Source organism: Bradyrhizobium sp. HKCCYLS3013, assembly GCF_051167615.1.
GTDB lineage: Bacteria > Pseudomonadota > Alphaproteobacteria > Rhizobiales > Xanthobacteraceae > Bradyrhizobium.
In genome coordinates, this window is the sequence record NZ_JBNPTK010000004.1 from 364986 (window position 1) to 378262 (window position 13277).

Consider the following 13277-nt stretch of genomic DNA (forward strand, 5'->3'; position numbering starts at 1 on the left):
TTTGCCGGTTGATGCATATCAAGCGACCGACAACATCGGGGCGCGTCACACACATCTGCTCACGTCCATCCCAACGTCGAGACCTCGTAGATCAGCACGGCGGCCCCGAGACAGCGGCGCCAGGGATTGACGCCGCGCACGAGCTCATCGACGGCCCAGACGACGAGACCGGCCTTCACCAGACAATCCAGATTCGCGCCCGTCCGACCCGGCGGGTGCAAGGCCCAGCCCACGAGGCTTCCCACCAGCACGATCCACAGCGCCGGGTTCGGCATCTGGGCGATCGTGATCTCGCCGGTCGCGCGATTGCGGAAGAACCAGTTGAGAAAGCGCGACATCGTGCCGCCAGCCTGCCCGGTCACGCTCCGCGTCCCTCCTGCTTCCCACGCTGCAGGATGCGGCCCAGGCCGCGCGAGATCAATGGCCGCACGGGAAGAAACAGCCTGTAGCCGAACTCCAGGACCGCCAGCGCGCCCGGCATCGAGGCCACACGCGCCGCCCAGCGCCAACGCGGCAGACGGCGCCAGATCTCGACGAACGCCGCAGCGCCCGAGAGCAGGCGCCCGTCACTGGCACGCACATGAAACCGCGCCATCGCCTGTTGCTGGGTCACGCCATCCGGCGTTTCCGCGCCTGGTTCGGAGACGTCGACGAAACACAGCGCACCCGCCTGATCGGTCCGGCCGTAATAGCCGATCTCCGCTCGACACAGCGGACAGGATCCATCGAAGTACACGGTCGACTGCGCACACTCTGGCGCCATGCGGATCTCCTCCAAAACACCCGCTCCAACCTCAGATCCCTGAACGTCCGTGCCGGGGTTTTGGGTCTGTGGCTGGTTGGATTTCGGTCGGAGGATTTCGGTGACGGTCTTGGGCCGTCACCGAAACGACCACGCTCCCAAGTCTCGCATCCCGCGTGGTAAACTCACCGCGGCGGCATCTTCTCGAATTTCGGCAGCGCCGGATCGAGGTGATCCCAGGGATGTCCGGCGGCGGTCCACGACACCAGTTGCGGCCGGTAGCGGCTGGGATCGTCGAGGCTTGCGGGCGTGACGATGAACACATCGGGCATCGCCGGAAACGTCAGGTGCATCGACGAGCCGCAGGTCTGGCAGAACGCCCGCCGCTTCACCGTACCGCCATCGCCGATGGTCTGGAAATGCGACACCTCGCCGTCGACCTTCACCTCCGCCGCGACGAAGGTCAGGTGCGACTGATGGCCGGTGCCGCTGTCGCGCTGGCATTGCCGGCATTGGCAATCCAGCATGACCGCCGGCTCGCCCTTGATCTCGTAACGCACCGCCCCGCAGGCGCAGCCCCCGACATAGGAATTGGTCATGTTGCTCTCCTCAGTGCGGCCGCTGCGATGACGCCTGCTCGGCGACGATCTGATCGAGCTTCTCGACCACCGTCTTCCAGCCCTCGCCCATCTTGCGATACGCCGTCTCGTTGGCCGGCAGCACGAAGCCGGAATGCACGAGGCGAAGGCGCGTGCCCGTGTCCGCTCTGGACAGGCTGAAGGTGACCACCGTCTCCAGCTTCGCGCCGTAGCCGACATTGCTGTCATGGCCGCCCCTCCACGCGTAGGACAGCCGCTCGTTCGGCACGACCTCCAGCACCTCGCAGTGGATGGTGCCGTCCCATTGGCCCGCCGGCGTGGTCTGAAAGGTGAAGCGATTGCCGATGACGGGCTCAAAACCCTTGGGCGCCATCAGCCAGCGGCCGATCAGCTCGCCATTGGTCAGGGCTTTCCAGATGACCTCCGGCGCATGCGGGAAGATGTCCTCGACGACAATGGCCTGCGTGTCCGCGTTCACGGCCTGGTTCATGGATCGATGTCCTTCAGCAGTTTTTTCAGATTGGCGAAGCGGTCGCACCAGAACACGCCGTAATGGCTCATCCAGTCGGCCAACGGCTCCAGGCCGCGTGGCTCGGCGCGGTAATAGACCTTGCGGCCCTCGGGGCGCTCGCAGACCAGGCCGGCCTGCTTCAGGGATTTCAGATGCTGCGAGATGGCGCCCTGCGTGACGGTGCTGCCGCGCGTGAGCTCGACGACGGTGATCTCGTCGGCCGCGACGATGCGCTCGAACACCGCGCGCCGGGTGGGATCGGCCAGCGCGCGCATGACGGCCGTGATGGGTTCAGACTGGATCATGCGAAAGCAATAGCAACCACTAATCAATCAGTCAATACTAATGTTATACGTGACGCCAATCGCGGCTCGTATGCTCCCGCTGGACGGTGCCGCCAGAAAATCCGAATTTTCATCTTCCGTTTTTCAGAATTCAATGCTATGGTATCGCGTCCCGCCCCGATTGAGGGGCGCATCGCGATCGTCACGAGCGTTGGGTGCGGGATGCGGTGGGCGTGTCGGGTTGCAGCGTGAGCGATCATGCCGACGAACGATCCGATGCGTACGGCGAAGTCGTGTGGTCCTGGCATCCCGGTGCTGATGCCAAGCTGGCGCTGCAAGTTCGACGAGCGCGCTGGCGACGGGGGCAAGAAAGCCGATCCCCGGGGAGATCACGTATAAGCCGTTCAAACCATTGCGCGGGGAAGGCCGGGATGATCCGGCCCGTACCTGTGGTTCCTGCCGCCTGCATTTTTTTCGCAGGCGGGCCATGGGTGCGACCGGCACCCGGCCTTTCCCGCGCCCTCATTGTTAGGAGGGCGACCAGATGAGCAACACTCGGACGCGAAAGCGGGTGCGAGAATGAGAATGCATGTTTTGCCCATGTCTCACCGCCGTCCTTGCGAGGAGCGCAGCGATTGATCTGCGCGACCCCACAACTGTCAACTATGTCCCCGAACACCCGTCAGCGACGTCTCCGGGCTGAACACTGCGCTCGCAATGTCGCTTTCATTTCCGCTGTCGTCCGGCAAGCTGCGGCAACGCGCAAGCGTTGGCGCGGCGCCGACCCGGGACCCCTACGCCGCGGCGGTTGTTTGAGGCACGCTGGAGCGGACGGCCTTGGCGCCAATTTCCGCCGGTGGTCATGGATCCCGGCGTTCGCCGGGAGGACATCGGTTTCTGGATGGCCAGCTTGGCCCACATGCGCGTTTTTGAACCTTCCCTTCTGCCGCGGGAACACACCCAAGCGCCTCACTGCCGCCAAACCCCGCAGAAAAACCGACTGAATCGCCCCTCCCATTCCGGTACACTCGCTGCGTGACCCATCGCCCTACGATTCTCGTGTTCGACTCCGGCCTCGGCGGCCTGTCCGTGCTGCGCGAGGTGGTGCGGGCGCGGCCTGACGCCCACTACGTCTATGTCGCCGACGACGCCTTCTTTCCCTACGGCCATCACAGCGAGCAGGCGCTGGTCGCCCGCGTGGTGCCGCTGATGGGCGAGCTGATCGCCGCGCACCGGCCCGACCTCGTCGTGATCGCCTGCAACACCGCCTCCGTGCAGACGCTGGCGCCGCTGCGGGCCGCCTACCCGACGCCCTTCGTCGGCACCGTGCCGGCGATCAAGCCGGCCTGCGCGCAGTCAAAGACCAGGCGCGTCTCCGTGCTCGGCACCAAGGCGACCGTGCAGCGCGAATACACCCACGCGCTGATCCGCGATTTTGCGCAAGGCTGCAACGTCACCCTGGTCGGCTCGCCGGAGCTTGCGTCACTGGCGGAGGCCGCGCTCAGCGGAACGCAGGTCAGCGACGCGGCCATCGCCGCCGAGATCGCACCCTGCTTCGTGGGCGACGCCGCCGATCCCGCTGATCGAACCGACACGGTCGTGCTCGCTTGCACGCATTATCCGCTGCTGCTCGACCTGCTCGAACGCCTGGCGCCCTGGCCCGTCACCTGGATCGATCCGGCACCGGCGATCGCGCGCCGCGTCGTCGACCTGCTGGGCCCCCCGGCTGGCGACGCCGACGATGGCGGCGCCACCATGATCTTCACCTCGAACAAGCCACATCAGCTCGGCCGCGCGCTCACGCCCTATTTCGGCGGCCGCGTCCCGGCCTGACGGAGACCGCCGATGTCCGCACCGCCCCAACCGCTCAACCGCCTCAAGCAGGCCTGGCGCGACAGGCGGCCGACGTTCGGCGCCATCGCCACCATCCCGAGCATCCAGACCGTGCGCATCATGGCGCAACAGCTCGACTGGATCATCGTCGACCTCGAGCATGGGCCGATCGATCTCTCCACCGCGCACGCGATGATCACCGCCACCGCGGGCACGCCCTGCGTGCCGCTGGTGCGGATCGCCGCCAACGAGCCGCATCTGGCGAAGGCGCCGATGGACCTCGGCGCGCTCGGCATCAACTTCCCGATGATTTCGAGCCGAGCGGACGCCGAGAAGGCGGTGCGCAGCGTGCGCTACCCACCCCGCGGCGACCGCCTGTGGGGTCCGTTCCACGCGCCGTTCCACTGGAACGTGTCGATGGCGGATTACATGGCGACGGCCGATGACGACATGATCTGCATGGTCACGATCGAGCATGTCGAAGCGGTCGAGCGCATCGACGAGATCATGGCCACGCCCGGCATCGACATCGCGGTGATCGGCCCGGGCGATCTCGCGACCTCGATCAACAAGCGCGGGCAACTCGATGATCCCCTGGTGAAATCCCTCATCGCCCGCGCCGAGGCCGGCATCCTCAGATCGGGCGTGCCGATCGGCGGCGCCGCGCGCAGCTCCGATCAGGCCAATGCGATGATCGCGCGCGGCTACGTCGCGCTGGCGCTCGGCTTCGACTGGTCCCTGTTCCAGCGCGGCATTGCCGCAAGCTTCGAGGGGATCAAGCGCTGATTCAGGGCCGCTTCACGTTCCAAACGAAAAACAGGATTGGGGGAGAAGCCCATGACGAAGAAGACGATTTTGGGCACGTCGCTGGCCGTGTTCGGGCCGCTGGCCGCACCGGCGCCCTAGAGCGGCGCTTCCGTAACCCGGCCTGCGGTGTTAACAGCAGCCGCCGCCGGGGAGCCGGATCAGGCCAAGCACAACAAACGGGAGCGACAGGTTCAGGATGCGCGGAACGACCAGGCCGATTTCGCTGCACCGCCGTCTGATCATCGATCTGATGCATGCCTCGCGCGGCGTGCCGTTCGTGTCGCTGGCCCGGACGATCCAGATCGGTCCGCTGCTGGAGGCCCGCGCCGCGGCCGTCCACCCGCCCGGTTTCGCCGCGATCTTCGTCAAGGCGTTCGCCCTGGTCGCCCGTGACGAGCCGGTCCTGCGCACGCTCTACACCGGGTGGCCGCGGCGCTGCCTTTACGAGCTGCCGCGCAGCGTCGCCACCGTCACCATTGCCCGGGTCGAGAATGGCGAGGATTGCGTGCTGCCGCAGCGCGTCTCCGGGCCTGAGGCCATGTCGCTGGCCGAGATCGACGCCCTGATCCGCCAGGGCAAGGAGGCGCCGGTCGACGACGTCGCCATGTTCCGCAAGATCATGCGCGCGACCCGGCTGCCGCTGCCGCTGCGCCGGTTCGCCTGGTGGGTCGGGCTGAATTTCGGCCGCCAGCGCGCCAACTGGTTCGGCAATTTCTCCGTCACCAGCATCGCCGCCTGCGGAGGCGGCCAGTTGCACGCCCTGAGCCCGGGACCGTTCATCATCAATTACGACGTCGTCCAGCCCGACCAGACGATTCCCATCCTGATCCGCTGGGACCACCGGGTTACCGACGGCGCCATGATCGCCCGGACCGCGATCCGACTCGAGCAGGTGCTGAATGGCGAGATCGCAGCCGAGCTGCGGGCCTGCCCGGTTCCCGGGCGCAGTCCGGCGGAAGCCGACCTGGGATGCGAGGCGGGGCGGCGGAAAATGACCGTCCTGAAGGGGCCGAAAGGGTGATTTTGCCGGCAAAAGCGGCCGTTGCGGTTTGACAAGCCGGCAGTTTCTCGCCTAAGAACCCCCTGCTCGCGGGCCGCTTTCGGCCCGCGTTGCGTTTCGCGACCCGTGGCCTTCTCCCTTCATGCTTTGGGGAGGGGTCTGTCGGTGGACCGGATTTCCCGGACACACAGGAGGGCGCGTTTCCTCAAACCCGAACGAAAGACTTGAAGAGGACGCGATGACTAAGCGCAGTGAGGCGAAGTACAAGATCGATCGCCGCATGGGCCAGAACATCTGGGGCCGCCCGAAGAGCCCCGTCAACCGCAGGGAATACGGCCCCGGCCAGCACGGCCAGCGCCGCAAGGGCAAGCTGTCCGATTTCGGCGTGCAGCTGCGCGCCAAGCAGAAGCTGAAGGGCTATTACGCCAACATCTCCGAGCGCCAGTTCCACGGCATCTATGTCGAGGCCGGCCGTCTCAAGGGCGACACCGGCGAGAACCTGATCGGCATTCTCGAGCGCCGTCTCGACACCGTCGTGTTCCGCGCCAAGTTCGTGTCGACCATGTTCGCCGCGCGCCAGTTCATCAACCACGGCCACATCAAGGTGAACGGCCGCAAGGTCAACATCGCGAGCTACCAGGTCAAGCCGGGCGACGTGATCGAGGTCAAGGAAGCCTCGAAGCAGCTCGCCGTGGTGCTGGAAGCGAGCCAGCTCGCCGAGCGTGACGTGCCCGACTACATCGAGGCCGATCACGGCAAGATGACCGCGAAGTTCATCCGCATCCCGGCGCTGTCGGACGTGCCGTTCGCGGTGCAGATGGAGCCGCATCTGATCGTCGAGTTCTACTCGCGCTGATCTTGACCGGACCGCGGTCCGGCACCATCTGATAATCCGAAGGCCCTGGCACGCGCCGGGGCCTTTGCTTTTTGGGGTTTCGGATGCGGCGAACCGATTCCCGAATGCCACACTTGCCACGAATTCGCCCCAACCTGGGCTGACAGGGAATCCGTCCCGTGATTCACTGTCTGCAGTTGTAAAGTAGCGGGGCGTTCGCCATGGAGTTCAACAGGCGCAATATCATCTTTGGTGCGTTGCCGACCGATGCGGTCGGTGCTCCGCCTCTGCCGCCGTTGCGGGCGCCGCCGCTCACCGCTCCGCCGTTACGCGCACGGACCTCCGGCGTCCGCTATCGCTTCAACGACGGCCTCTATCCCTCGACCGTCTTCGACATCCTCGAACGCTCCTGCTGGCACGTCCAGTCCGATGCGACAGCCCATGTGATCCGCCATGTCGGGACCGGGCTCACCTTTGCCGATGCGCAGCTTCGCCACGATCCCTACGCGCTCGAGCTTCTCCACTGTTTCGACGACTCGCGCGAGCTCACCGACGAATGGCACACCATGCTGGTGGGCTGGGCCGCGGTGAACATGGGCTGGAACGTCAAGCGGCAGCGCCCGGGCGCCGCGCTGCTGCTTTCACCGTCGCGGCAGAGCCCGCTCGAACCCTGGGTGTTCGACTGCACCGCGGCGCCGCCGCTGGTCGCCGAGCCGATCGAGAGCAAGCCGTTGCGGCGGCCGGACATCTGGCTCAACCCGCCGCGCGCGGCGTAGTCGAGGAGGCGTTTTGCGGGAGCGTTGCGAGTTGGGTAAGGTCGGGTCGTGATAAGCGAACGAGGACTGCTGATGTATTACACCCCGCCCCCGCGCGATCCCAAGGCGCCGCCCGTGCGCGTCAATCTGCTGTCGGACACGCAGACCCGCCCGACGCCCGCAATGCGCGAAACCATGGCGCGGGCCGAGGTCGGCGACGAGCAGATCGGCGACGACCCGACCGTGCACGCGCTCACCGCCCGCGTCGCCGCCCTGCTCGGCAAGGAGGCGGCGGTGCTGATGCCGTCGGGCACGATGTGCAATGTCGCGGCGACCTTGGTGCATTGCCGGCCGGGCGACGAGATCCTGGCGCACGAGACCGCGCACATCATCTCGCGCGAGGGCGGCGCGCATGCGGCGCTCGGTGGTTTCCAGGTGACGCAGCTGAAGGGCCCCGACGGGCAGTTCACTCCGGAGACATTCCGGGCGGCGCTGCATCCGCGCTCGCGCTATCAGCCGCCGCAGACCGTCGTCAGCGTCGAGCAGACCGCCAATATCGGCGGCGGCACGATCTGGAAGAAGGCTGATCTCGACGAGATCGTCGAGATCGCCAAGGCGAATGGCATGGCGACGCATATGGACGGCGCGCGGCTGCTCAACGCGACCGTCGCCACCGGCATTCCCGCGGCCGAGATGACCGCGGGCTGGGACTCGGCCTGGATCGATTTCTCCAAGGGACTGGGCGCGCCGATCGGCGGCGTGCTCGCCGGCAGCGCCGCCTTCATCGACGAAGTGTGGCGCTGGAAGCAGCGGCTCGGCGGCGCGATGCGCCAGGCCGGCGTCGTCGCGGCGGCCTGCATCTACGCGCTCGATCATCACGTCGGCCGGCTCGCCGAGGATCACGCCAATGCGCGGGCGCTGGCGCGCGGGCTGTCGCAGATCCAGGGCGTCGAGGTGCAGGAGCCCGAGACCAATCTGGTGTTCTTCAAGCCGGATGGCGCCGGCGTGTCAGGCGACAAGATGGTGAGTGAACTACGCAAGCGCGGCGTGCTGCTGGCGATGATGGACGGCCGCATCCGTGCCTGCACGCATCTCGACGTGTCAGCCGCTATGATTGAGGAAGCGATCGGCCATGTCAGGGAGATCGTGCGCGGCGCATGACGATCATGACGCGAGGGCTGCGTAAACCAGCCGGCCACACAGGCGGCCGCCGTTATCGCGGCGCCCCCTTGCGAGCGCGGCTCTCGATCGCCTTACTCAACGCCTCGTCGTGCAGCTCGGCGCTCGCCTCGGAGAAGCAGCAGAACACGATCTGCGACAGCGAGGTTTCGCCGCTGATGGCCTCGATCGTAGTGGCGACCGCAATCGAGGCGGCGCGATCAGCGGGAAAGCGAAAGATGCCGGTCGAGATTGCGGGAAAGGCGACGGAACACAGCAGGTGGTTGTGACACAGCTCAATCGAGCGGCGGTAGCACGAGGCCAGCAGCTCCGGCTCACCGCGGTCGCCGCCCTGCCAGACCGGGCCGACCGTGTGGATCACATGACGGGCGGGCAACCGGTAGCCCTTGGTGATCTTGGCCTCGCCAGTCTTGCAGCCATGGAGCATGCGGCATTCCATGACGAGGTCCGGTCCCGCCGCACGGTGGATCGCGCCGTCGACGCCACCACCGCCGAGCAGAGACGTGTTCGCGGCGTTGACGATGGCGTCAACGCCGAGCTTGGTGATGTCGGTGACGACGACCTCGAATCGGGTCGCGCCGATCTTTCGGACCGGGTAGCTCAGGCGGAGGCCGCCGTGCCGACCGGGATGCCCTTGTCGGTGAACAGCTGCTGCAGCTCGCCGCTCTGGAACATCTCGCGCACGATGTCGCAGCCGCCGACGAACTCGCCCTTCACGTAGAGCTGCGGAATCGTCGGCCAGTTCGAGAACGTCTTGATGCCGTTGCGCAGCTCGGCGGATTCGAGAACGTTGAGGCCCTTATAGCCGACGCCGACGTGGTCCAGGATCTGCACGACCTGGCCCGAAAATCCGCACTGCGGAAACTGCGGCGTCCCCTTCATGAACAGGACGACGTCGTTCGACTTCACTTCATTGTCAATGAATTGCTCAATGCTCATCTTCGCTTCCTCTAGGGCGCCTCAAGGAACGCCTGGGGCTCGGTCCGCGCTGATCGCCATCGGACGGATTTCGCCCGCAGCCGATCGCCACTCTTCTATATGTAGCGCAAACCGTTGTTCAGCCAAAGTAAAATGCCGAGGATCGGCCCGCGACCCAGGCCCCCCCGGCCGGACCATAGGCTGACGGCAGCAATATTATAGCCGCCACGAGGGTTTCATCCCGTAACCAAGCCCCTATTTAGGACGAACTGTCGAAAGGAACTTGTTCCGTCGAACATCGTTTTCTGCTGGCAAACGGAGACCCTCGTGACCAGTTCTGCCTCCGCTACGGCCTCCATCCCCGACACTGATACGCTTCAGACCGGGTCCGGCTCCCTCGCCGGGCGCCTGACCGAGGCGTACCTCGCCGTTCGGGGCGAGACCGAGCGGCGTGCGGCGCCGCTGAGCCCGGAAGATCAGGTCATCCAGTCGATGCCGGACGCCAGTCCGGCCAAATGGCATCGCGCCCATACGACCTGGTTTTTCGAGCAGTTCGTGCTGGGCGAGCACTGCCGGGGATATATCCCTTTTCACGCCGATTACGCGTTCCTGTTCAATTCCTATTACGTCAGTGCCGGCCCGCGCCACACGCGGGGCGAGCGCGGCCTGATCACCCGGCCGGGCGTGGCCGACATCACGGCATATCGGCAACACGTCGACGCGGCGATGGCGGACTTCCTGGGCAGCGCCGAGCCTGCCACATTGGCCGCTGTGGCGCCGCTGGTGGAGGTCGGCCTCAATCACGAGCAGCAGCACCAGGAGCTGATGCTGACCGACATCCTGCACGCATTCGCGCAGAACCCGACGGCCCCGGCCTATGATCCATCCTGGACCTTTCCTGCCCCGGCAGGCCGGGGCGCGGATTGGATTCACCTCCCCGAGGGCATCCATACCGTCGGACACGCCGGTGATGGTTACCATTTCGACAATGAGGAGCCAGCCCATCGCGCACTCGTCGGGCCGGTGGGCATCGCGCGCAATCTCGTCACCAATGCCGAGTGGCTCGCTTTCATGGATGACGGCGGCTACCGGACCGCCACGCTCTGGCTCATGGACGGCTTCGCCGCCGCCAGTCGCGAGGGCTGGCAGGCGCCCGGCCATTGGTACAAGGTCGAGGGCGAATGGCGCATCATGACGCTGGGAGGGCTGCGGCCGGTCGATCCGGATGCACCCGTGTGCCACGTCAGCTACTATGAGGCCGACGCATTCGCACGCTGGCGCGGCAAGCATCTGCCGACCGAGATGGAGTGGGAGGTCGCCGCGCGCGGCAACCAGCTCAGCGACGCCTTCGGCATTGTCTGGCAGTGGACCCGCAGCGCCTACAGCCCCTATCCCGGCTATCGTGCCACGGAAGGCGCGCTCGGCGAGTACAACGGCAAGTTCATGGTCAATCAGCTGGTGCTGCGCGGCTCATCGCTCGCGACGCCGGCGGGCCACAGCCGCGTCACCTATCGCAACTTCTTCTATCCACATCATCGCTGGCAATTCACCGGGCTCCGGCTCGCGGACTATGCCTGAGCTATCAGCATTCGTTGCCCGACAGTCGCGCGTGTGCGCGTCCAGGAGAGTATCATGAACGTGCACGTCAACGCGCTGCTCGATGCCCATCTCCCCGACGACAAGACGTCGGCCTTTGCGACAGACGCAGTCGCAGGCCTCACCCAGCAGCCCAAGCAGCTATCGCCGAAATATTTCTACGACGCCGCCGGATCAGACCTGTTCGAGCAGATCACGCGCCTGCCGGAGTACTACCCGACGCGCACCGAGCTCGGCATCCTCAGGGATCGCGGCGCCGAGATCGCGGCGGTCATTCCCGACGATGCTGCGCTGATCGAGTTCGGCGCTGGCGCCACCACCAAGGTACGGCTGCTGCTGGAGAGCTGCCGCTTCGCGGCCTACGTGCCGGTCGATATTTCCGGCGAGTTCCTGACCGCACAGGCCGACAGCCTGCGCCGCGACTTCCCGCAGCTGGCCGTGCACCCGGTCATCGCGGATTTCACCACCGCATTCAAACTGCCTGATGCCATCGAAGGCAAGCCGAAGGTCGGCTTCTTTCCGGGATCGACGATCGGCAATTTCGAGCCGCATGAGGCGTGCCGGTTCCTGCGCTCGGCACGCGAGATCCTGGGGACCGGCGCGCTGATGATCGTCGGGGTCGACCTGGAGAAGGACGAGCGCGTCCTGCATGCCGCCTACAACGACGCCGCCGGCGTGACCGCGTGTTTCAATCTCAATCTGCTGTTGCGGATCAACCGGGAGCTCGGCGGCAATTTCGACCTGTCCGCCTTCGTTCACCGCGCGATCTACAATCGCGAGCAGCACCGCATCGAGATGCATCTGGTGGCACGAAAGCCGCAAACCGTGCGGCTGCTCGGCACCACTCTCTCGTTCCGGGCCGGCGAGAGCATCCACACCGAGAACAGCTATAAATACAGCATCGAGCGCTTCGGCGCGCTGGCCCGCGGCTCCGGCTGGAAAGTCCAGACCGTGTGGACGGATGCGGAAAAAATGTTCTCGGTTCAGGCGCTCGTCGCCGAAGCGTGAGGCTCCGGCTTCGACCGCAACGACAGCGTCTCCCATAGCGCGACGATCGCCAGCAGCGCGCTCGTCAGCGCCGACAACACGAGCGGCGACAGTTCGGTCGCGAACCAGCCGAGCCCGATCAGCGCCAGCAGGCCAGCGCCGTGCGACAGCTGCAGGAAGCCGCGGATGTTGAACTTGAAGAGGATGGTCCCGAGCAGAAACACGAACGGACCGCCGATCGTTGTCGCCGCCGTATTCAGGCCGGTATGCCCGAGGGGGTGCTTCAGGATGATCTCGTCCGATACCGCCGAAACGATGATGCCGGCGACGATCGGCATGTGCAGGTAGGTGTAGGCCGAGCGCGCCATCAGCCCGGATTGCGCCGACTGCGAAATCACCTCCGATCCCGCCTCAGCGCCGCGGTTGAAATACACCGCCCACATCGCCACCGTGCCGATGAAGGCACTGGCAAAGGCGGCAATGTTGGCTCCGGTCCAGTCGAGCTCGGCAAAGGTCGCGCCGGTGACGACGATGGATTCGCCGAGCGCGATGATGATGAACAGCGCACAGCGCTCCGCCATGTGGCCGCCTTCGACCATCCAGTCCTCGACGGTGGATGCACCCAGCCCGGGGACCCAGAAGCGGACGGCCGGCGACACATATTCCAGGGTGAGCGCCGCCCCCCACAGCCCCATCCGCGCCGGGCCCTCGGCAAGGCCGCCGAGCAGCCAGAGCACTGCGGAGGCACTGAGCCAGGAGAGAATGCGGGCGGCGTTGCGACGGACGGCCAATCGCTGCGGCGGCGTCGCGGTCAGCCAGAACGCGGTCCGGCCGACCTGCATGGCGGCGTAGGCCATGGCGAACCACAGGCCGCGGTCCTCGAACGCCCGCGGGATCGACATCGACAGAACGAGGCCCGCCAGCATCAGCGCGAACAAGAGACCTCGGACGAGCGCCTTCTCGGGATCGAGCCAGTTGGTCACCCAGGCGGTGTAGACCCACACCCACCAGACCGCGAGAAACAGAACGGCCGTCTGGGCGGCGCCGAGCGGCGAGAAATGGCCGATCAGATAGTGCGAGATCTGCGTGACCGCGTAGACGAAGACGAGATCGAAGAACAGCTCGACGAAGGTGACCCGGCTGTGCCGGTTCGGCTCGATGACGCGAAACAGCGCACCACGCGGATTGTCCACCGCCATCTCCCCCGGATGCGTGCTGCGCGATCTGCCCC

16 protein-coding genes are annotated in these 13277 nt (G+C 66.0%); 8 read left to right on the top strand and 8 right to left on the bottom strand.

Going from position 1 to position 13277, the window contains the following annotated elements; translation table 11 throughout:
• Window positions 1-59: 59 nt before the first annotated feature.
• From ACQR1F_RS10675 to ACQR1F_RS10695, 5 genes are all read right to left on the bottom strand, one after another.
• Entirely contained in the window at window positions 60-338 is a 279-nt protein-coding gene (locus ACQR1F_RS10675; protein ID WP_315801380.1) for a hypothetical protein, read from the bottom strand.
• Window positions 339-358: 20 nt separating this feature from the next.
• Window positions 359-763: a thiol-disulfide oxidoreductase DCC family protein gene (locus tag ACQR1F_RS10680; protein WP_434840331.1), complete on the bottom strand. Its 405-nt coding sequence runs from the start codon at window positions 761-763 to the stop codon at window positions 359-361.
• Between the two features lie 164 nt (window positions 764-927).
• The gene (locus ACQR1F_RS10685) at window positions 928-1341 is read right to left on the bottom strand and encodes a GFA family protein (protein WP_315801189.1); all 414 of its coding nucleotides are present in this window, start codon (window positions 1339-1341) and stop codon (window positions 928-930) included.
• A gap of 10 nt (window positions 1342-1351) precedes the next feature.
• Window positions 1352-1831, bottom strand: a complete 480-nt coding sequence (locus ACQR1F_RS10690; RefSeq protein WP_434912989.1) for an SRPBCC family protein — start codon at window positions 1829-1831, stop codon at window positions 1352-1354.
• Window positions 1828-2157 (bottom strand): ArsR/SmtB family transcription factor, encoded by a 330-nt coding sequence (locus ACQR1F_RS10695; protein WP_434912990.1) that lies wholly within the window; start codon window positions 2155-2157, stop codon window positions 1828-1830. Before ACQR1F_RS10695 ends, ACQR1F_RS10690 begins: the two co-directional genes overlap by 4 nt.
• Window positions 2158-3171: 1014 nt before the next feature.
• Here ACQR1F_RS10695 and murI point away from each other — a divergent pair.
• The 6 genes from murI to ACQR1F_RS10725 all read left to right on the top strand — a co-directional run bounded on the left by murI (window position 3172) and on the right by ACQR1F_RS10725 (window position 8527).
• Complete coding sequence (murI, locus tag ACQR1F_RS10700; RefSeq protein WP_434912991.1) at window positions 3172-3969, top strand: glutamate racemase; 798 nt, start codon at window positions 3172-3174, stop codon at window positions 3967-3969.
• Between the two features lie 12 nt (window positions 3970-3981).
• Entirely contained in the window at window positions 3982-4755 is a 774-nt protein-coding gene (locus ACQR1F_RS10705) for an HpcH/HpaI aldolase family protein (protein ID WP_434912992.1), read from the top strand.
• Window positions 4756-4972: 217 nt separating this feature from the next.
• The gene (locus ACQR1F_RS10710; protein WP_315801194.1) at window positions 4973-5797 is read left to right on the top strand and encodes an acyltransferase; all 825 of its coding nucleotides are present in this window, start codon (window positions 4973-4975) and stop codon (window positions 5795-5797) included.
• A 217-nt stretch (window positions 5798-6014) separates the two neighbouring features.
• Window positions 6015-6632, top strand: a complete 618-nt coding sequence (gene rpsD / locus ACQR1F_RS10715; RefSeq protein ID WP_315801195.1) for a 30S ribosomal protein S4 — start codon at window positions 6015-6017, stop codon at window positions 6630-6632.
• 200 nt (window positions 6633-6832) lie between these two features.
• Window positions 6833-7387, top strand: a complete 555-nt coding sequence (locus ACQR1F_RS10720) for a hypothetical protein (RefSeq protein WP_316215933.1) — start codon at window positions 6833-6835, stop codon at window positions 7385-7387.
• Between the two features lie 72 nt (window positions 7388-7459).
• Window positions 7460-8527, top strand: a complete 1068-nt coding sequence (locus ACQR1F_RS10725) for a threonine aldolase family protein (RefSeq protein WP_434912993.1) — start codon at window positions 7460-7462, stop codon at window positions 8525-8527.
• A gap of 52 nt (window positions 8528-8579) precedes the next feature.
• Here the strand turns inward: ACQR1F_RS10725 and ACQR1F_RS10730 are convergent, their stop codons facing one another.
• Both ACQR1F_RS10730 and grxD read right to left on the bottom strand, forming a co-directional pair.
• Entirely contained in the window at window positions 8580-9149 is a 570-nt protein-coding gene (locus tag ACQR1F_RS10730; RefSeq protein ID WP_434913009.1) for an O-acetyl-ADP-ribose deacetylase, read from the bottom strand.
• Entirely contained in the window at window positions 9146-9484 is a 339-nt protein-coding gene (gene grxD, locus ACQR1F_RS10735) for a Grx4 family monothiol glutaredoxin (protein ID WP_006609190.1), read from the bottom strand. Before grxD ends, ACQR1F_RS10730 begins: the two co-directional genes overlap by 4 nt.
• Before the next feature lie 306 nt (window positions 9485-9790).
• On the opposite strand from grxD, the gene egtB reads away from it, so the two are divergent.
• Both egtB and egtD read left to right on the top strand, forming a co-directional pair.
• Entirely contained in the window at window positions 9791-11041 is a 1251-nt protein-coding gene (egtB, locus tag ACQR1F_RS10740) for an ergothioneine biosynthesis protein EgtB (RefSeq protein WP_315801198.1), read from the top strand.
• A 54-nt stretch (window positions 11042-11095) separates the two neighbouring features.
• Window positions 11096-12067, top strand: coding sequence for an L-histidine N(alpha)-methyltransferase (egtD, locus tag ACQR1F_RS10745; RefSeq protein ID WP_434912994.1), 972 nt, complete (start codon window positions 11096-11098; stop codon window positions 12065-12067).
• Here egtD and ACQR1F_RS10750 read toward each other — a convergent pair.
• Window positions 12043-13245, bottom strand: coding sequence for a low temperature requirement protein A (locus ACQR1F_RS10750; RefSeq protein WP_315801200.1), 1203 nt, complete (start codon window positions 13243-13245; stop codon window positions 12043-12045). The two genes, egtD and ACQR1F_RS10750, sit on opposite strands and share 25 nt — an antisense overlap.
• Window positions 13246-13277: the final 32 nt, after the last annotated feature.